The 18,880-nt window shown below is 39.9% G+C and carries 17 protein-coding genes, 2 pseudogenes and 2 riboswitches; of the genes and pseudogenes, 10 read left to right on the top strand and 9 right to left on the bottom strand.

From position 1 onward, the window contains the following. Positions 1-112: 112 nt before the first annotated feature. Complete coding sequence (locus tag FQ085_RS13445) at positions 113-997, bottom strand: proline iminopeptidase-family hydrolase (protein ID WP_149456840.1); 885 nt, start codon at positions 995-997, stop codon at positions 113-115. Positions 998-1,099: 102 nt separating this feature from the next. On the opposite strand from FQ085_RS13445, the pseudogene FQ085_RS18315 reads away from it, so the two are divergent. Continuing rightward, positions 1,100-1,246, top strand: a pseudogene (locus FQ085_RS18315) (AIM24 family protein); the annotation flags it as partial. Between the two features lie 236 nt (positions 1,247-1,482). Here the strand turns inward: FQ085_RS18315 and FQ085_RS13435 are convergent. From FQ085_RS13435 to FQ085_RS13425, 3 genes are all read right to left on the bottom strand, one after another. Next, positions 1,483-2,133, bottom strand: a complete 651-nt coding sequence (locus FQ085_RS13435) for a vWA domain-containing protein (RefSeq protein WP_149456839.1) — start codon at positions 2,131-2,133, stop codon at positions 1,483-1,485. An 81-nt stretch (positions 2,134-2,214) separates the two neighbouring features. Further along, positions 2,215-3,198 (bottom strand): macro domain-containing protein, encoded by a 984-nt coding sequence (locus tag FQ085_RS13430; RefSeq protein WP_149456838.1) that lies wholly within the window; start codon positions 3,196-3,198, stop codon positions 2,215-2,217. Positions 3,199-3,221: 23 nt separating this feature from the next. After that, the gene (locus FQ085_RS13425; RefSeq protein ID WP_149456837.1) at positions 3,222-3,983 is read right to left on the bottom strand and encodes a uracil-DNA glycosylase family protein; all 762 of its coding nucleotides are present in this window, start codon (positions 3,981-3,983) and stop codon (positions 3,222-3,224) included. Positions 3,984-4,315: 332 nt separating this feature from the next. Between FQ085_RS13425 and FQ085_RS13420 the strand changes: the two genes are divergently transcribed. Beyond that, positions 4,316-5,362: a bifunctional glycosyltransferase family 2/GtrA family protein gene (locus FQ085_RS13420; RefSeq protein ID WP_149456836.1), complete on the top strand. Its 1,047-nt coding sequence runs from the start codon at positions 4,316-4,318 to the stop codon at positions 5,360-5,362. Between the two features lie 805 nt (positions 5,363-6,167). On the opposite strand, the gene FQ085_RS13415 is transcribed toward FQ085_RS13420, so the two are convergent. Next, complete coding sequence (locus FQ085_RS13415) at positions 6,168-7,457, bottom strand: M48 family metallopeptidase (protein ID WP_149456835.1); 1,290 nt, start codon at positions 7,455-7,457, stop codon at positions 6,168-6,170. A gap of 393 nt (positions 7,458-7,850) precedes the next feature. After that, a riboswitch (purine riboswitch) is annotated at positions 7,851-7,950 on the top strand. A gap of 83 nt (positions 7,951-8,033) precedes the next feature. Here FQ085_RS13415 and FQ085_RS13410 point away from each other — a divergent pair. After that, positions 8,034-9,236 carry an MFS transporter gene (locus FQ085_RS13410; RefSeq protein ID WP_149456834.1) on the top strand — a complete coding sequence of 401 codons (1,203 nt, stop codon included), beginning with the start codon at positions 8,034-8,036 and terminating at the stop codon, positions 9,234-9,236. Between the two features lie 77 nt (positions 9,237-9,313). On the opposite strand, the gene FQ085_RS13405 is transcribed toward FQ085_RS13410, so the two are convergent. From FQ085_RS13405 to FQ085_RS13395, 3 genes and pseudogenes are all read right to left on the bottom strand, one after another. Further along, positions 9,314-9,427, bottom strand: a complete 114-nt coding sequence (locus tag FQ085_RS13405) for a VWA domain-containing protein (protein WP_149456864.1) — start codon at positions 9,425-9,427, stop codon at positions 9,314-9,316. Between the two features lie 8 nt (positions 9,428-9,435). After that, positions 9,436-10,121: pseudogene (locus tag FQ085_RS13400) on the bottom strand (sulfite exporter TauE/SafE family protein). Positions 10,122-10,910: 789 nt separating this feature from the next. Next, positions 10,911-11,960 (bottom strand): tetratricopeptide repeat protein, encoded by a 1,050-nt coding sequence (locus tag FQ085_RS13395; RefSeq protein ID WP_188074753.1) that lies wholly within the window; start codon positions 11,958-11,960, stop codon positions 10,911-10,913. 934 nt (positions 11,961-12,894) lie between these two features. Here FQ085_RS13395 and FQ085_RS13390 point away from each other — a divergent pair. The 3 genes from FQ085_RS13390 to FQ085_RS13380 all read left to right on the top strand — a co-directional run bounded on the left by FQ085_RS13390 (position 12,895) and on the right by FQ085_RS13380 (position 14,195). Continuing rightward, positions 12,895-13,212, top strand: a complete 318-nt coding sequence (locus FQ085_RS13390; protein ID WP_149456832.1) for an AbrB/MazE/SpoVT family DNA-binding domain-containing protein — start codon at positions 12,895-12,897, stop codon at positions 13,210-13,212. A 13-nt stretch (positions 13,213-13,225) separates the two neighbouring features. Next, entirely contained in the window at positions 13,226-13,501 is a 276-nt protein-coding gene (locus FQ085_RS13385; RefSeq protein ID WP_149456831.1) for a type II toxin-antitoxin system RelE/ParE family toxin, read from the top strand. Positions 13,502-13,718: 217 nt separating this feature from the next. Continuing rightward, positions 13,719-14,195, top strand: coding sequence for an immunoglobulin-like domain-containing protein (locus tag FQ085_RS13380; RefSeq protein ID WP_149456830.1), 477 nt, complete (start codon positions 13,719-13,721; stop codon positions 14,193-14,195). 198 nt (positions 14,196-14,393) lie between these two features. Here FQ085_RS13380 and FQ085_RS13375 read toward each other — a convergent pair whose 3' ends face one another. Beyond that, complete coding sequence (locus tag FQ085_RS13375) at positions 14,394-14,606, bottom strand: hypothetical protein (protein WP_058385269.1); 213 nt, start codon at positions 14,604-14,606, stop codon at positions 14,394-14,396. Between the two features lie 483 nt (positions 14,607-15,089). After that, a riboswitch (TPP riboswitch) is annotated at positions 15,090-15,195 on the top strand. Between the two features lie 91 nt (positions 15,196-15,286). Between FQ085_RS13375 and FQ085_RS13370 the strand changes: the two genes are divergently transcribed. From FQ085_RS13370 to FQ085_RS13355, 4 genes are read left to right on the top strand one after another with little or no spacing between them, the layout of a single operon-like run. Then, positions 15,287-15,877, top strand: a complete 591-nt coding sequence (locus FQ085_RS13370; RefSeq protein WP_149456829.1) for a YkoF family thiamine/hydroxymethylpyrimidine-binding protein — start codon at positions 15,287-15,289, stop codon at positions 15,875-15,877. Between the two features lies 1 nt (position 15,878). Further along, the gene (locus tag FQ085_RS13365; RefSeq protein WP_149456828.1) at positions 15,879-16,460 is read left to right on the top strand and encodes an ECF transporter S component; all 582 of its coding nucleotides are present in this window, start codon (positions 15,879-15,881) and stop codon (positions 16,458-16,460) included. Next, entirely contained in the window at positions 16,453-17,883 is a 1,431-nt protein-coding gene (locus FQ085_RS13360) for an ABC transporter ATP-binding protein (RefSeq protein ID WP_149456827.1), read from the top strand. Before FQ085_RS13365 ends, FQ085_RS13360 begins: the two co-directional genes overlap by 8 nt. After that, positions 17,864-18,619, top strand: coding sequence for an energy-coupling factor transporter transmembrane component T family protein (locus tag FQ085_RS13355; RefSeq protein WP_149456826.1), 756 nt, complete (start codon positions 17,864-17,866; stop codon positions 18,617-18,619). The genes FQ085_RS13360 and FQ085_RS13355 overlap by 20 nt, the downstream gene beginning before the upstream one ends. Positions 18,620-18,880: the final 261 nt, after the last annotated feature.

Raw genomic sequence — 18,880 nt, 5'->3', positions numbered from 1 at the left:
GCTCACAGGATGCTGGATTTTCTCTTGACCCGTTCACTTTTCAATGTTAAAAGAAGCTTTTTATAGTACTAATTTTTTAGCAACTTACTCCACTTTCTCTATATAACTTCTTTTATACCTGTGATCGCAAATCATTCCGACTTAGCCATTCACGAATCATTGCTACATATGCCTGCGGTTCTTCGATTGCTGGCATATGAGAACTGTTTTCGAAAATATGGAATTCTGCACCTGGAACGAGCTTTGCATAACGCTCTGTTGCTTCTGGCGTAGCCTCATCATAGCGACCACATGAAAAAAGAGTAGGGATTTCAATTTGATGCAAGCGTCCAGTTGCATCAAAGTTCTTTAATGTGCCGGTAACGGTAAATTCGGAAGCACCCCACATGAAGTTATAAATTTGTTGGTTCATCTTGACCATGTCTTCTAGCATTTCTTCTGGCCATGGATCAACACGGCATACATGACGCTTATAAAAGACCAGCATTGCTTTATTGTATGCTGCAGAGTCTGCCGTACCTTTTAGTTCACTTTGTTTGATTGTATCCCGAATCTCTTGCGGAAATTGTTTCAAGTAATTGCGCTGGTCGCGTTCCCATCTCTGTGCATCTAAAGCGGGACCAGAAAAAATAACACTGCGGATACCGTCTGGCTTTTCGAACAAATAAGAAGCAGCTAGCATCGTTCCCCAGGAGTGTCCCAGAATATGAACTTCTTCAAGTTTCAATGCTTTAATTACTTGCCCTAACTCTTCTACATAACGCTCGACTGTCCAAAGTTTCGTGTCTGTTGGTCGATCTGATTTTCCGCAGCCTAGTTGGTCGTAGTGAATCACTCGTCGTTCGTCTCCTAATCGACAAAGTGGACTGTTGTCGCTGCTTTTGCCACCTGGACCGCCGTGCAAAACCAAAAGCGGGATACCGGGACCATCACCGCTGACTTGATACCAAATTCGCCCTCCTGTAACAGAGATAAAACCTTCTATAACGTTTTCCATTAAGCGATCCCTCCTTCTCATTAGCCATTCCTCCTCTTACTTCTCTTTAAGATAAAAAACTCCTTTTTTATCGCTCGCAAGAAGCCTCGTTTTACAGAACCATTCTACAACCCAAACGCAACGGTGGCATGGTCGGGTAATTTAGAACCGGATGTCGTCACAGTCAGTTAGCTTAAGAGCTTGTTCGGCAGAGGCAGCGGTGAATCGGTACAAATGAAGTTTCCAAGCAATGGCTTTGTCTTCGCATAGCCTTTTGAGAAAGTTTACCAAGTACAGCAAAAATAATTTTGCTATTGATTTGAGTAAGTGTATTCGTGAAATTTATGAGTGTAGAAATTCAGAAATAATCACAGATAAAATTACTTGTCTTGATTTTGCAGATTATCTTCAGGAAGAAGTGAGTAGCAGAGAGTAAAAGTACCTTTTAGCTTTTAACTCAGCAAGTAAAAAACCTTCGTTTCCTCATGAAAGGAAACGAAGGAACTTTATTTCTTCGCGCGAGTAGTAAAGTCTTTTTCAATATCTTTTTTCCAACTGCGATCGATCTTTTTTCCAGTTCGAAAAGAAGTGACAGCCTCACTCAATACGTCATAGTTTAACTGAGTTCCTTTTGCGTCTGCATGGTAGTTGACCGCGAACTCCTCATTTACTCCAAATTGATGCGCTGTCGCGACTGCGTCGATATTCGCGCCAAGAAAGATGAATTCCCAGTGGGCTTGTTTTTTCTGCATCGCAATCATTTCATGGATTTTTTTATACGTGTATTCACAGCTGGAGTTTTCTAAGCCACCTGTCGTAATCACAACCATTACTTTACCTGCTCGCTGTTCTTGCACTGTGCTTTTTTGCACATTGCTTATTTTCTGTATTGTCGAACCGATTGCATCCAGTAGCGCCGTCATTCCTCCTACCTGGTAGTCTTTTTCAGCTAGTGGAGAAACACTTTTTAGCGAAATTCTGTCATGCAAGAGTTCGTAGCCTTGATTGAACAATACAGTTGTAACATGGATGTCGCCCGAAAGCTTTCGCTGCTTTTCGATCAATGCGTTAAAGCCACCAATGGTATCCTGCTCTAGCCCAGCCATTGATCCACTTTTGTCGAGAATAAACACCAATTCTGTCGTTTCGTTTTTCATCATCTATTCCTCCTCAAGTTTTCTTTACAACTTAAGAATATGATTTTCAACAATCAAATGGGTCGCTTTTAAAGCGACATCTCACGCACCGAGAAGCATTTGGTCAAACGCGAACAAAGCTTCGTTGATTTCATGAATATCGTAATTTTTACGTTCAATAAAATAAAGAATAATCAAATCGAATTTATGGCTACGCGATAATCGATATCCTGCTTTTTCAAGTAAATCCTCTGTTTCAGCTAGATCCAGTTCAAGAGCTATCGCAAAAGCGATAATGGTCTTTTTTAAAGGGGTGTAGTCTGTATTGTTCCGAATCTTGGAAAACAGCTTGCGATCAATATTCGCTTTTTTATAGGTTTCAGTATCTGTCATTTCTTTCTCGTCAATAAAGCGGAGTAGTCGTTGTGAAAAAGATTCATTCATACCTTTAAAAATAGCCTGTAAATGGGATGCTACGTTAACTTCTGCTTCTGGACTAGAGGCAGGTTCTGAACTACTTTTCTTACGATAGCGAGTACTCTTCTCCTCTAGTACACTTGCCTCATTGTCATCAATAAAAGCCGAAATGGATCGATAAAGTTTTTTACTGATTCCAAAAGATTGTTTGTCGAACACCACAACAGACACATGCATTTCATGCGCCTTCAAAAATAGGTCAATTGCGGAAATGGCAATCTGCAAAGCCGGTTCTTTTGGATAGCCAAATATTCCAGTGGAAATGAGCGGAAAAGAAATCGACTCACAGCCAAGCTCGTAAGCAAGTTCAAGTGAATTTTTATAACAATCTCGTAGCCTTTCTTCTTCGTTGTGGCTACCCCCTTGCCAGACAGGTCCAACCGTATGGATAATGTATTTGGCATTCAGCGCAAAAGCATCTGTATGCACCGCTCTTCCCACAGCGCAATAACCGATCTGGTCGCATACCTTTTGTAATGCTTGAGCTCCTGCCGCATTAAATACAGCACCGCACACACCGCCTCCCCTTTTTAAATGGCTGTTAGCAGCATTGACAATAGCATCCGTCGTCATCTTCGTAATGTCGTTTCGGACGATTTCTAGTGGCATGCGGACATCTCCTTTCCGTTAAGTTAGTTGGCGAATTCCTCTTTCGCAAAATAAACTTTTAGTTTGTCTTTCATCGCGTCTTTGTTGTCTGCAAACTGCTTATGGCGGTGTCCATTGCCTCCTGAAGGGTGCGGAAAACCTGAGAGAATTTGCTCGCTTGAAATCACTCGTTGCTCTACTAAATAATTCAAGGCATTCGAAACGTTTACACCTAAAGGGATAATCAAAGATTCACTTAAATCCGTTAATTCTTCCGCAAAATTCTCTGTCATGTATTTTTTCAACAGCTTGTTTTTCACTAAATTCGGAGTTGAGCCGCTGTAATTTTTGCCATTATAGAATACCGGATAAGCAATTACGGATGTTGTATGTACCAAGTGGCTAGCTTCCTCGAATAATTCTGAACTAGAACACAAACCCAAATGCTCATTCAACTCCAACTCATCTAGCATCTTTACTAAATTATTTCGCATAGGTCCTTCAAAACTAGAGTTGTTTTTTACTTTCCGAAGAATTTCTTCATCATTGTGTTCTGCCCCTGCTGCATCTATCACCGTTGAAAACGATTTTTTCATTTGATGAAATCCAGGTGTGATGCCCACAATCACTATTTTCGCATCTTTATTCACATACTCAAAAGGCGCATAATAAATCGCTAACTTTTTCTTGTCGCCTCTTGCCAGTAAAAATTCTTCAGTAATTAGTTCTTCTTTTGTATATGATGGTGGAAGCGATTGAATCCTTTTTTTGTATTGCTGAAACTTAGCATAGTTGGTGATTGACATGGATATTGCTCTCCTTTTTATTGAACACACTTGTAACTTACCACTAGTTGGAAACCTGTAGTTTGATGACTTAATTTTTTAAAAGTCATTCAACACTCTTATTGATTTTACCTTTAAAAATAAGGCTCTACTTCTCAGATATTATTAAAGTTCCTTTTTTTTTACTAATCACTTTTTAACATTCAGATAAAATTTCTACTAACTTTTTTAAATACTGTGTGAAGTCAATGACACGAGGGTATTCTTATAATGAAGACTCTACCGTCAAAGCATTTAGTTAATCGCTTGATGACAAACTTCACGAGCTAGCAAAAGCAGAAAGGAGGCCCTATGTGGAACAATTCGCTATTATTATTCCAGCATATAAACCAGATCAAAAATGCTTGAATGTAGTCCAACAAATAATCGAAGCTGGTTTCCAAAACATTATCGTTGTTGATGATGGCAGCGGCAAAGAATATTCGACTATATTTAAGTCACTGGAATTACATAAAGAAATAACGGTAGTGAGCCATGCCGTTAACCAAGGAAAAGGGCGCGCTTTAAAAACCGCTTTTCACTACATACTCACGAAAAAACTTCCATTTAAAGCCGTCATCACAGCGGATGCAGATGGTCAGCATTCAGCCAATGACATGGTAAAATTAGCGCAATATTTACTCAAGACACCTGATCAAGTTGTGCTTGGTGTTCGAGACTTCACTGGAAAAAACATTCCATTTAGAAGTCGATTTGGCAATCGCTTTACGCGGTTGCTGTTTAGACTTTCAACCGGCGTTGTCCTCTCTGACACGCAGACCGGATTAAGAGGCATTCCGGTTAAGTATCTCCCCCAAATGCTTACGGTAATCGGTGAGCGATTTGAATATGAAATGAATGTGTTGGCGTATTTAGGAAAAAATAAGATGGGTGTAGGAGAAGTGACAATTGACACCATCTATTTAGATGACAACCAAACCTCCCATTTCCACCCGTTGAGAGATTCCTACCATATTTATAAAGTATTTATCTTTTATGGGTTGTCGGGAGGAGCATCTTTTGCACTGGACATCGGACTCTATTGGGTGTTTATCCAACTGCTTAAAGATCCAGCTCCAGAGCTGTTCATTATTTTAGCAACCATTGCGGCACGCATTTTGTCTTCATTGTTTAATTATTACGTCAACCGCAATAAAGTCTTTAAACAAGGATCCAGCAAGTCGCTTGTTCGTTATTATATACTGGCTGCGTTTATCATGCTAACTTCTGCCGGTTCAGTTCATTTGCTTTATGCCGAGTGGCTCGGACGTGGAGAGATGATTTTGAAAGTCGGTGTGGATGCCATTCTCTTTATCGTTGGCTTTGTGGCTCAGCGTGCTTGGGTATTTCGCAAAGAATAATTTAACGAATTTTACTAGCCAGAACAGAAATGAATCCTCTGTTCTGGCTATTTTTCATGACTGAACGTCGACCTTACACAAGAATTTTTTATTTATTTGCGCGAGAACTATAGTCATTTTCACAGTCTTTTTTCTCGTACGAAAAGAAGTGACAGACTCACTCTATACGCTATATTTTAACTGAGTTCTTTTAGCGCTTACATGGAAGTCGAACGCGTCATATTCACTGCCAGAATTTTCCATTCCACTTATCGCAATGACAACCAGTATTTTATCTGCGCGTTGGTCTTTCATCGTTCGCACATGAGCACAGTTTTATCTCCGCTGTATTACCGTTATTTCACAAATAATATTGGGGAGTCAGGAAATCAATAGTGGGCTGATGGTTTAGTTAACAGACAATATTTTGGTTTACGAATATCTCAAACGCTGTTACCACAGCTTCTTTTGGAACTGCTTTCAGCCACTTTACACCGACTGTTGAATATACAAGCTCGGAATCCTCTCTGTTTTGCTCGATATTTGGCTGCTTTGATGGCTGATTTAAAAGCATCGAATCATTTTTTTGAGGAATCATTATTGCAAACTTAAAAATACCGATCGTATTACTGATACTTTGCAGTTGTCTATATGGGCATGGTGATCAAATCCCCTCCCCCTAATAACGTTAACGCGTATCACAAGTTCATTCTACATAAAAAAATAAAGAAACCAAGAGAGTTTTCCACTCTTTTGATTTCTCTATCAATTGGGATGTAGGTTAAGAAACGAAACTATTCAAGTAATTATTAAAGACCAAGTAAGATCAATTTCCTTCTTCCAACATATCCAAAAACTCTGCTCTACTCTCAGCTCCCGAATGATCGATTGCACTCAAGCCGTCCGGTCCAGGCAATGCAGGATCTGCTCCGTTTTCCATTAGCAGCAATGCGCTTTCATTTTCACCATAGATCACAGCTGTTCCAAGTGCTGTTGAGTAGTCATCGGCCGTATTGGCATCTGCTCCGGCATCTAATAAATACGCCATCATCGCCAAATCTCCAGAATAAGTGGCGTACATCAAGGCATCTGCTCCTTCAGAATCCTTTGCATTCAACTCTTCCCCATTTGCAATTGCTTCTTCAACTGCTGCAAGGTCACCCATCGAAACAGCAGACATTAAAGCGGTTTGGCCTTCTACTGCGTAATCTTCTTCATATAGAGCATCTTCAAAATCTGGCAAAAACTGTGAAAACGCAAATGCGCTTCCTGCAAAAAGAGCAACCGTCAGCAAGTAAGCAGCACCGAGCACACCGAGCATTGCTGCAGCACCCAGAACGATTTTGCCGTGAGCAGGCTCGTAAAACTTGGCATCCTTATTATCGAATTGGCTGATAGCCTGAATACGTTTTGGTAAGCGAGGATGCGTCGATAACACTTCACTTAACCACACAACAGCGTTTGATTCTGTAGCGATTTGTTCGCAATAAGCATCTTCGTTTACTTCTACATATGTCTTTTTGCCAATTCCAAGAAGTGTTAATGCACGTTTCGCAGCTAATGCGTTTTGAATCGTAAACGCAGCGTGGCGATCACACGTGTATTCGCAAGAACGGCTATATGCTTCAGCAAGAAAAGGAATAAAACCAGCCGGCATTATTAATAGATTTTTCCAAACGTGACGACGTTTAATATGTGCCAGTTCGTGAGCAATGATAAAGTCTAACTCTTCTTGCCCCTGCTCGCGTGCCAGTTCAAACACTTCAGAATACAAAACGACCATGTCGCGACCGAAGAAACGAGTAGCGAAAGCATTAAGTGCCCCTTCCGATTGAATGACAAAAACATCCGGCACTTTTTTCAGTTCCATTTGTTTCGCTAAAACTTGGACACGCTCATAAACGTCTGGAAACTGCCGCTCATGAATCTGGACTCCATTTCCGCGAATCGAACCAAGCATAATTGCGTTTGTGAAAAGTAAAATGATAAAAATGGTTAAGGCAATGGCAATACCGATAATCGATACAGCTGCTAGTGCGTAAATAACAATGCTGAAAACTAAACTAATAATGAAATACGCGGTTTCTCTGTTTGACTTAATACTCGTCTGATTCATCGTATACTTCCTTTCAAATTGGAATATCTTACATATAATAGCACATAGTGACCATCCAGAGAATGTAATTTTAAATTATATAAATTGAATTAAAGAATCCAACAAATATGCCGCTTCGGCGCCATGGACAAGCCTTTGCTGGGAAGTGTCTCTGAAGAGATGGAACAAAATAGCGAAAACGCCTTGGGGAGCAAGCGAAGTGCTGAAATCCATTCGGGTGTTTAGCCCGAGTTAGTTCAGCGCGAGCCCCCGGCAAGCGAGCTGTTTTGCGGAATATCGACTACTATAGGTTTATTAGTTCAACATATTATAGTTGAATAATTATTTTCATAATAGACTTTGAGCTATTTAGTAGCATACTTGCAGAAACTTCTAGACTGTAGTAATATTTTTAAAGTACTTATTATATGCGTCTGTATAACCTTAAGGATATGGCTTAGGGGTCTCTACCAGGAACCGAAAAATCCTGCTTACAGAAAACGACTTGTTCGTTTTTTGTAAGCAGGATTTTTTTATGTTTTCTTATAAAGATCTTTGAGAGTTTGATTAATGCACTCAAGAAAGGAAGCGTACAAAATGAATTTAAAAGTGTATATTTTAGCCTTGTCTACCGTCGCTGTTGGACTTGTCGAATTAATTGTGGGGGGGATTTTGCCGACAATTGCGGAAGAATTCGATGTATCTTTAGCAACTGCCGGACAGCTGATTACCGTATTCGCCATGATTATTGCTATTGCCGGTCCTGTCTTACTTGTTGCTACTAGCAAATTTGAACGAAAAAAAGTTTATTTAGTTTCCATGTTTGTCTTTTTTCTTGGTAACTTACTAACTTATTTCAGCCCTGACTTTACGTGGATGATGATTGCACGCGTGATCACTGCAGCGAGTACAGCACTTATCGTCGTTTTGTCTCTAACCATTGTTGCGAAGCTTGTGGAACCACGTTATCGTGCCAAAGCAATTGGTTTTATTTTTATGGGCATCAGTTCTTCACTGGTTCTTGGTGTGCCACTGGGAATTCTCATTTCAGACGCTTTTGGCTGGCGTTTTATTTTCCTAGGTATCGCCCTATTGTCAATTGGTTCTATGGTGCTGATTGCATTTTACATTCAGCCGATTCCTGGTGGCACTGCAGTTCCACTTAAACAGCAGTTAAAAGCAGTGGCGAGCGCAAAAATTGGCACTGCACACCTTGCAACCTTGTTTATGTTGGCTGGGCATTATACCGTTTATGCTTATTTCACACCCTACTTAGAAGTGAACTTGCAGCTAAACTCGACGTGGATCAGTATTTGTTATTTACTGTTTGGTATAGCGGCAGTAAGTGGGGGCGCAATTGGCGGTGCATTATCTGATTCGATTGGTTCGAAAAAGAGTATCATTCTTGTGATCTCTGCGTTTGCGATCGTGTTGTTTATCCTTCCGTTCACTACATTCTCATTGATCGTCTTCTTACCGGTAATGATCATTTGGGCAGCGCTCAGTTGGACTCTTGCACCTGCTCAGCAAAGCTACTTGATTGAAACGGATCCAGCAACGTCTGACGTTCAGCAAAGTTTTAATAATTCTGCACTTCAAGTAGGTATTGCGCTCGGTTCGGCAATCGGTGGAATCGCTTTGACTCAAACTGGTTCAGTTTCAAGTATGCCGTGGGTTGGCGCTGTTATTGTTCTTGTCGCTCTCGGCTGCGCAGTGTTTTCACTAACACGTCCTGCCATCAAGCGCACTACCGAACCGTCTCCCAATCAAAACTTTAAAGCGAATTTTGAGCGGAAATAAGAAATTCTTATCCAGGTAAAAGAAAGCCCCTTAGAAAATCAGTTGATTTTCTAAGGGGCTTTTGATTTTTATTTTGCTTAACGCAGAATCCGCTTTTCTTTTGCTTTCTTGAACCACATCTGGAATTCATCCAGCAATTGGCTGTACACCTCTTCATCCGTGACTTGATCGATATCCGGAACATGGAATATTTATCTTTTTAAGTTAAATTATCGAACAGTAAAAACAACCCTGTAAACAGTAAGGTGCCATAGGTAACAAAACGAAATGTACGTTGGTCAATCCACTTGAATAAGAGCTGCCCTAAATACAACCCAGCCAATACAAACGGAATAGCTAAACCACTTGAAATCTAAACAGTTTTGTTTGTACCAGAAAAATAAAGTTGCAATAAGAGACTGATCGAATAGATAAACAGATAAAAAGCGAGCGTCGTTCCTGAAAAGTACAGCAAAAGGGCTGGCCCTGGCATACCAATGCTTGTTGTCAAACTGCCAGACAACCCGCCAAAAAACCTGTCTCTTCTGTTGGTCTGGTTAATCCGGAAAGACAAAATCAACAGCACCGTCAGCAACAAAATAATGAGACTGATTGCTAACTTCAGTTTTTCGAAATCAACTGCCAGAAAAATAACGATTCCGACTGGCATTCCCACGACACTTCCCACAACCAGTCTTTTTAAAACGTCCATACAATGTCAGAGCGAATTTTAAAAATTAATGCTCCTGAAATGACGAGCGAAAGAATCAAATTGATCTGAATGGCATCAGTAACACTAAATAGCAGCAAAAGAAAAGGCGTCGCCAATATCGAGAATCCAAACCCCGTGCTCGTCTGCAATACCGAAGCTCCTAAAATGATGACGATACACAAAATAATTTCCATAACAGCACCTGCTTCTAAAAGATCTAGTTTAAATGGTAACACATCGCGAGAGTCCTACCCAAAAGAGCGACAGCAACTCCCAACAGTATTCTCTTGCACAATCACCATCTCCTTGTCTTCCCTCCGCAGAAAAGGTATGCCTCTTTTGATTAATAGCCTATTCTCTTCACGCATTGTCGACTATTCTACGTCTCCTGTTATAGACTATCCAGACCAGCGGCCATATCTAGTAGCTTAGTCCATTAGGTTTTTTTACTGATTGTCAGCCAGCAAGACGGAATCTCATTACGAGAAATCGTAATTATTCAAAACCCACTTTCTTACATGCTTCTAAGACGTAACGAAGCGCATAAGTTTATCATTCAAGAAAAAAACAACCTCTCAGAAGATAAATCTCAGATACAAGATTTATCTTCTGAAAGGAATTTAGTGGAAAATTTCCGTTTTTCTTACCTTTGTAAATTGCTCATTCTAACGATCTTTCCTATATTAAAGCCTAAACAAGCTCCGGTAAATGGAAAATGATAGCTAGTGTCCAAATAAAATAATATAAAAATTGCTTCAAACTAAACTCTCTCTTGTTATTTCATTAAATAAATCATTCTGATTCATATACGTAAATGGGTGAGAATCATTTCATAAAATCTACTATTACATAATTAGAACTTTCTCCGCCCCGTGTCCATAAGCAAAAACCTTGAAGAACTTCCTTTTTGTACACCTACCAGCTAAAATAATACAGCATTTCGGTTTTGTGGCTTTTCTTTAAAAATCACCTTACCATGTACTTTATGAAAGATCCCATCCGATTTCTTTAAGGAAATCATCAAATGGAGGAAGTTTTTTCTTCAATTGCCGGTTAGGTAAAAGAATTTCTTGCCGGAATTTCATAAATAGGATTGTGTCTATTTCTGGGAATTCCTGATCCAGTCCAAGTTTACTTCTTTCATCAATAGCGCCTAGACAATCAACAATATAGGCTGTCATAATTGGCAATTCTTGCTGAAGGATATTGAAATTAGAATAAAAAGCACTGATATAGCCATTTAGCTCGAAATGAGGTTCAAATGGATTGTAATCACCTGAATACTTTCGTTCATGCTGCGGCACGAACGCCTGGGCACTCCCGGTCTCCCAAATACCGATCATGATAGCAAAAGCCGCAATTGCTGCTCGTCGAATTTCATTATTCGAATCCGTAAAATGAAGGTCATACCGATCAAATTCGAATACCCAGCCCCCGTGGAAATATGTCGGTTCAAAAACTTTTAATACCGTCTCTACTTTTTCTACAATCGGTTTCCCATCTTCTGAATGTTCAACTTCATTAGGAACATTTGCAACAAAATTTTTCATGATATGTTGAACGTCCAGATTGCTTCCTAGATAACTAATCACTCGTTGGTTCAAGAAAATTTCGGAATCCGTGGAGGAATCTAAAAGAGCGTCTGTCATCCAACGCATCGCTTCTCCCGAGTTTCCCAAGTCGTACATGGTAAACGCATAAAAGGCTTTAAGAAGACCCACATCCCAAAATCGCAGCATCCCTTCCATTAAAATCTTTTCAGATTCCATAAACTGCCCCTTTAATCGGTATAATGAGCCGAGTTGGGCATAGGCATTTACCGCTGTCGCTTTGGACAAATCCAGTTCGATTGCCTGTCGGTATAAAGAAATCGCTTTCTCTGGTTTTGCCAAAATATCAAAGCTCCATGCAAGTTCATAATGCAGCATTGCATGTTCTGGATGCTGCAAAACAAGTTTCTGAAGAAGTTGATTTGAATCTAGTAGGTTACCATCCCTGCGCAATTCCAAAGCAGCTTTTAACGATTCTTCCATTCTGCTCAATCCCTTCATCGGATTCAAAAAATTTAGTATACTATTCACAATTTCCACTATAATCTTAGCGGATTATATCAACTTCTAAAAAAAACAAATATCCAATAGTTTTTTAAAAAGAAATTAAAATTGAGATTTTAAAACCTCTTCGTATAACGAATTGAATGTATCATTTTTTCTAGAGAAATGACTTCCTCTTGTTACTCGTCGAATTTCACGAAAACTAGTATTCTGAATGTAACTTATTTACACTTATGTTACCCCTCTTTTTAGAAAAAATGAAACTTTCCTGGAAGTTTATTAGTATATTAAGAAACTAATAAAACTGGAATGAGGAAAACACATGCACTTTATCATTATTATCTTTAGCATATTAATTCTTATGGTCCTTCTGAATATCGGAAGTGAAATTTTAATCATGAGAAATGGCTTTACCAAAAAGAACACTTGAAAATTTTACTCGCCTCTTTTGTTGGCAGTCTGGTAATCAGTCTTTATTAATATTTTACACAAGGTTTTGAATTTTAAGTGGGTAAACATCTGGTAAAAAAAGGTGGCATAACATTGGGGAAGTACATCGCAGTATTGAGATGGGTTACTTTATTTATGTATTTCTACAACATAGTATTTCCTAAAACGGATTTTACATTGTGATTGGCGTCCCTGTACTGTTAGCTACTTCTTTTTCAATTCTAAAGTTTTTTGAAAAAAGAGAAGTTGTTAAAAATCAAAGATAAGTTGATTACCCATCCAAGAATTCCGAAAGAAAGTTCTTTTTCAAAAAAGGAACCTTCTTTTTAATTTTTTTGATCCCTCTATTCATCTGTAATATTAATTATTTTAATTGAGTTAGGAAAGAAAAAAGTATATATTTAAGAAAGTAAGAAAGTTGGATTCCATCAAAGTGATACAAAAATGAAAGGTGGTTTATCGGATGCCAAAACTTCAGAAACATTCACAAGACAATGAATTGGGCAAGTATGTCCGTTTGCGGAACAAAGGTCAAATCACGATTCCCAATGAAATACTGGAACAGCTGGAGTTAACCGCGAATACTAATCTAAAAGTAACCGTGGTAGACGGGCGGATCGTTCTAATTCCCATGATTGAAATCGCTAAAGACCAGGCTTGGTATTGGACCAAAACGTGGCAGCAAGACGAAAAAGAAGCCCAACAGGAGATCGACAAAGGGCAAACCAGTGGACCATTGGCGGTAGAAGATGCGCTTGCCTGGTTAGACGAAGAGGAATGAAGGTGACCGTTGCTTGTTTGAACTAGAAATCACGAATAAATTTAAGAAATCCTATAAAAAGTTTCACAAAAATGAGCAAAAGGCCGTTAGTGAGACCCTTAAGCTCTTGGCAGCTGCACCACCTTTTCAACCTTCTCTGAGAACCAAGCGTATTGAAGGAACAAAAGCCATCTTTGAAGCCAGTGCTAATATGGATATTCGGATTTCGTGGGAATACAGCCAGACAGCTGAACAAACGCTAATTTTGCGCAATTGTGGTCACCACGACGATTTACTAAGAAACCCTTAAAAAACAAGAAGTCATGAAGAAATCCCTCCAGCAATGGAGGGATTTTGAACGTTACTTACTTGCTAATAAGTTACATTCATATCTGATTTTCAAGTCCAGATTTCTCTTACAAGAAATTTCCCCTTAAAATTCCACTAATGAAACTTTTTTCAATTCTAGCCGTCTGCTCCAATGAGTAAATTTTACTCAGACCCTTAAGTACATTGGGAGGAAAATCATGAAAAAATATTTACAAGGTACTTTAGGTATTTTAGTGTTCCTTTTACTCTTGACGGGTTGTCAGAAAGCTGAATCGCAACCGGCTCTTGAAGAGTCTTTTATCACAGAAGATCAATCACTTCTTTCCGATAAAGCCCCTTTAGAACGCCCGACATCAGAAAAAGGTGTAATGATTAAGACAGAAAAAAGTGAATACCCAACAACAGTTGAAAATATTAAAATTGTAATTACGAATGACAGTACGCAAGAATACTCCACGGGTCTTGATGTATTTCTTGAAAAAAAGGTGGAAGATAGATGGTTTCGGGTTCCAATGAAAGAAGAATTTTTTACGGAACCGGCAATAGTTCACGATCCAGGCACTTCAACTAAAATGACACTTAATGTTGAAGATTTAAACTATGATCTGACTCCTGGAGAATATCGAGCCACTCTCAGTGGATTAGGAGCTCCATTTACAATAATAAATTATTAAAAATGCAACTCATATTAAACTGAATGTAACTTAACTGCACTTAAGTTACATTCAAATGCAGGAATTCCCTGATTATTTCCCCTCTAACTCAGCCGTCCATTTTTCAAACCATTCATGTGGTAATTCAAATTTGGAGAGGCCCGTTTTCATGAGCCTGTTCTTTTTACGAGAATAAAACTCAGAAAAATGCACATCCCATTAAGCTTCAATATCCCGTGCAACACCCAAAGTTAATTGATCCTGGTCATCTAAATCTTCTTCATACCAAGCCATCGTTAAATTATCGCACCACATGCAAAAATTGATTTGAGGAAATTGTTTTTCTTTCTTGCAAACTGTATCCAAAAGAAGCTTAAAATTTTCATGAGAATATAGAAGAATGATGCTTGTCTTATTCCAATTCCATCTCACAGTGCAGTTCTTCCATTTTATACAAGTATTAAGCAAAGTAATCTTGTGATTTTCATTTTTACTAATACTATCCTATCGAAAAGCTACGTATGATGCTGCCCGATATTTCATTAGCAAAAAACATTCGTAAAAGTTTTGAAAACCTGTTTGTTATTCTGTGAACTAATTGCTTTGAAGGATTTTCGCAAGCTATTACAAACTATAAGCTCATGAGAAATCACAAAAAATTAACTTTACTTCTCCCCTACTATCAACTCACCAAGTGAGGCGCGTCCACGGGCTCGGCGAAGCACTAAGACAGGTGTTCTTTCCTGACTTAGTGCGAGAGCCATGCCCAAAGCAACCGGAGCGACTTTCACCTGTTTCTCTTTCTTAATCCCTCTCTCCACTTCTACTGTCTCCAAATCCCCTCTTTACTTCCTCAGTCACTTCCTCTACACTAAACTCATCGGGAACAACCCGAACACAAAAACCGCATACCGTTTTCTGCACTAGGGGTGCCCACTTTGGCTGAGATGCAAGCGCAAGCTTCGATCCCTCAAAACTCGATCAGGATAATACCTGCGTGAGGAAGTGCGGCGCATTTCTGAAATAATTTCTTTTAATAATTATTTGTAGATTATGGCTGCATCTTCACGGATGCGGTCTTTTTTGTGCACATTTTTAAGGAGGAATTATTCATGGACTCACTGCAATGCGGCACAAGCCCCATCGTCGGATTTCGCTTTTCACTGCATCCGATGACTGGCGATTTTATCAAAGTAATTAAAAGGGCGTTAAACGATACCGACACATCGAACGTTTGGATGCATACGGACGACGTCTCTACAGTAATACGAGGCAAGCAAGTTCACGTCTTTAATGTCGCTAAAGCTCTAGCCTTGCATACGGCAAAGACAGGCGAACATGTCGCACTGTCCGGCACTTTTTCAATTGGTTGTCCTGGTGATTCGTCAGGTGATGTCTATTTAGAAAAAGACGATGTGCTAGTAAATACCGACAACACACAACAATACGTATCTTCACAATTTGCGCTATACCCGATGAACAATCCAGATTACATGGCAGTAATTTACCGTGAAGTCGAGCGCGCTAAACATCAAGGCGTTTTCAACGATTCCATGCATTACGCAAGCGGTATTCATGGCGATATTCATGAGGTATTCGATTTTTATGAAGAAGCATTCACCAATGCCCGCTCTGATAAACATCGCCATTTGGTCATGACCATATCCATGAGCATCAATAGTCCGTCTCATGGAGGTGCATAATATGTTGAAGTCGTGGAAATTAAAAGAAGTGGTATTGATGTCGTTATTTGCGGTCGTTTTCGGCATCGTCTATTTATTGTTTGTTCACGCAGCGAATATTTGGGCAGCTGTAATTGGACCACTTGCTTATGAATGGATGTTCGGTATTTGGTTTATTGTATCAATAATCTGCATGTATATTATCCGCAAGCCGGGTGCTGCCTTTCTTTCTGAAACGATGGCTGCGGCAATTGAAGTCCTAATTGGCAATGCTGTCGGCCCGCGTCTCATTTTATCTGGTGTTATTCAAGGGCTCGGTGCTGAAGCGGCATTTGCATTAACCGGTTATAAGCATTTCACTATTTTGGTGCTTATGCTTGCAGGAATCGGATCAGCTGTTTTCAGCTTTGTTTACGGCTACTTCATTTCTGGTTATGCAGCACTGGATCCATCATTCATCGCGTTAATGTTTACGATTCGCGTTCTTAGTGGGGCAATAATTGCGGGTATTGGTGGAAAGTATATCGGAGACGCTTTACTTGCGACCGGATCACTCCGCGGTTACGCCATTGCTCGAACGAAAAAAGGTGATATCAATGCCTGAAGAGATTTTCTCTTTAAATGGAGTGTCGTTTCACTTTCCTGAAGACTCTAAAAAAACCTTAGAAAATCTTTCGTTCTCGGTTTGTCGAGGCGAAAAGCTAGTCATTTCTGGACCCAGTGGTTGCGGCAAAAGCACGCTTTTGTATATACTAAATCGCTTGTATCCTGACAACTGCGATGGCTCAATTGACGGTGAAATTCGTCTATTCGGAAAACCAGCTAGTGATTATGCCCCTGGAGAAATCAATCACCGCGTTGCAACAGTTTTTCAAGATCCTGATTCACAGTTTTGCATGCCTACTGTTGAAGAAGAACTGGCGTTTACGTTAGAAAACTTGCATACACCTTTTGAAGACATGGACATTCGCATTACCGCGGTTTTAGAATTGACGGACCTGACCTATCTGCGAAAAGCCGTCATTCAGTCGTTGTCAGGTGGAACAAAACAACGAGTTGCAACTGCTTGTGCGTTAATCATGGACCCGGAAGTGTTATTGCTAGATGAACCGCTTTCTCACTTGGATCCGTATACAGCACAACAATTTGTCGACTGGCTAGAGAAACTACAGACAAGATCTTCTTTAACAATTGTTGCGGTTGAGCACAGGTTAAGCAGTTGGGGTTCCTTTTTCGAACGAGAAATCCAACTGGATGGGGATGGTCGTCTAGTAGTGGACCAGTCTTTTACACAGAGAGAGCCGGTTTTATTCCCCAAACGCTATTCTGCAATACGAGAGACCACAGCATTACGAGCTGAAGAACTGTCATTCACGATTAACAACCGCCAATTGCTGTCGCCTTTATCCTTTTCAGTTGAACGCGGTGAAATAGTCGTTATTGCGGGACCAAATGGCAGCGGTAAATCCACACTCGTCAAATCACTATGTGGCATTTACAAAAAGTCGACCGGTACTGTTGAGTCAAAAGGCATTGGCTATGTTCCACAATCTCCTGAGTATTTGTTTTTGACGCAACAAGTCGCTCAAGAAGTCGCTTATTCAGGAGCCTCTAGTCGCTCAGAACTCGATAGATTAATGACAAACTTGCGTCTGGATGAAATTCACAACGCTCATCCTTTCGCCATTAGCCACGGACAAAAACGCCGTGTAGCGATTGCCGCTATGCTCGCCGATAAACGCCCAGTACTATTGATGGACGAACCGACTTCTGGGCAGGATGCTGCCGCGCTGCTCGAACTCTTTGAATTGATTGACCAGCGCTCTCGGGAAGGTACAACGCTTTTGATTGTGACACACGATATGGAATTTGCGGCGAGCCTTGCTGATTCGGTGCTACTCATTAAAGGTGGCGAGCTGACAGGTAAATTTGCAGCAAAAGACGTATGGCAGAACGAAAGACTGCTAACGTTACACCATTTACTAGCACCAAAAGGAGTGGCTGACCTTGCAAAATCTTTTGCATGACATGAATCCTTCAATCAAATTTATCTTAGTGACGATTTCAATGCTTATTATTGCGTTCTTTTTTAATCCGTGGACGCCCCTGTTGTTTTGGCTAGGCATCATTCTTTTACAACTCACAATGAGTCGTACAAATTGGAAGCTATGGTTGGTCTTCATGCTCCCTTTTTCGATTGGTGCTTTTGGTTATTTATGGACTACTGTCGTATTCGGCGCAAATACTGGCGGTACCGTTATTTGGTCATTTGCTGGAATTGATGTGACTGATACACAATGGGCATACGCTTTGTCACTAGCTTTTCGCGTTATGGCGTTCTCGACTTTGTCTTTGTTATTCGCTTTTACGACCGATCCGGTTAAGTTTATTATGAGTCTCATGCAACAGTTAAAGCTTTCCCCGAAGCTTGCGTATGGTGTAATGGTCGGCTATCAATTTTTACCGGTTATGAAAGAAGAATTTTTACAAATCCAACAAGCTCAAAGACTGCGCGTTGTTGAAACGAAGAAATACAGTTGGCAACGAATACTAGCTATGCGCCGTGTGTTAATTCCCATGCTTGCTGGAGCCGTTAGAAAGGCTGAACGATCAGCATTTGCTATGGAAGCACGCGGGTTTACAGGTAACATTAGAAGCGCTTATTACTGCCCTATTCGATTAGGTCGCATAGATATCTTCATGTCTGGTGTTTTTATGACGATTTTACTTATTAGCTGTCTTGGCGGCGTTTGGTTGAGCTAAAAATCTTTTCAAAAAAGGAAATCTCTTTAAAGAGAATTTCTTTTTTTTCGTCTTTCTTGTATTGCATGTTTTTTGTTTTTAATTTCAATTAATAACCTTATGTAATATTTTACATAGTAAATAAAAACAGAGCCTCTGTAACTTTTCAGTTGATTTGTATGGGATAAATAGGCTCTTTTGAGTTCACATAATATTATTATTAACATATTTAACTGCATTGCTTTTCAATTGAGAAATTCTTTCGCTTTCATTACATAAAAA

This window comes from Planococcus sp. ANT_H30 (assembly GCF_008369335.1).
GTDB lineage: Bacteria > Bacillota > Bacilli > Bacillales_A > Planococcaceae > Planococcus > Planococcus kocurii.
The sequence above is the reverse complement of the archived record's forward strand: the minus strand, read 5'-3'. Positions and strand labels throughout refer to the sequence as shown.

Excerpts from the sequence above, each read along its gene's own strand:
- FQ085_RS13445 (WP_149456840.1), bottom strand. The coding sequence starts at position 997 with ATGGAAAACGTTATAGAAGGTTTTATCTCTGTTACAGGAGGGCGAATT.
- FQ085_RS13435 (WP_149456839.1), bottom strand. The coding sequence starts at position 2,133 with ATGAAAAACGAAACGACAGAATTGGTGTTTATTCTCGACAAAAGTGGA.
- FQ085_RS13430 (WP_149456838.1), bottom strand. The coding sequence starts at position 3,198 with ATGCCACTAGAAATCGTCCGAAACGACATTACGAAGATGACGACGGAT.
- FQ085_RS13425 (WP_149456837.1), bottom strand. The coding sequence starts at position 3,983 with ATGTCAATCACCAACTATGCTAAGTTTCAGCAATACAAAAAAAGGATT.
- FQ085_RS13415 (WP_149456835.1), bottom strand. The coding sequence starts at position 7,457 with ATGAATCAGACGAGTATTAAGTCAAACAGAGAAACCGCGTATTTCATT.
- FQ085_RS13410 (WP_149456834.1), top strand. The coding sequence starts at position 8,034 with ATGAATTTAAAAGTGTATATTTTAGCCTTGTCTACCGTCGCTGTTGGA.
- FQ085_RS13395 (WP_188074753.1), bottom strand. The coding sequence starts at position 11,960 with ATGGAAGAATCGTTAAAAGCTGCTTTGGAATTGCGCAGGGATGGTAAC.
- FQ085_RS13390 (WP_149456832.1), top strand. The coding sequence starts at position 12,895 with ATGCCAAAACTTCAGAAACATTCACAAGACAATGAATTGGGCAAGTAT.
- FQ085_RS13380 (WP_149456830.1), top strand. The coding sequence starts at position 13,719 with ATGAAAAAATATTTACAAGGTACTTTAGGTATTTTAGTGTTCCTTTTA.
- FQ085_RS13370 (WP_149456829.1), top strand. The coding sequence starts at position 15,287 with ATGGACTCACTGCAATGCGGCACAAGCCCCATCGTCGGATTTCGCTTT.
- FQ085_RS13365 (WP_149456828.1), top strand. The coding sequence starts at position 15,879 with ATGTTGAAGTCGTGGAAATTAAAAGAAGTGGTATTGATGTCGTTATTT.
- FQ085_RS13360 (WP_149456827.1), top strand. The coding sequence starts at position 16,453 with ATGCCTGAAGAGATTTTCTCTTTAAATGGAGTGTCGTTTCACTTTCCT.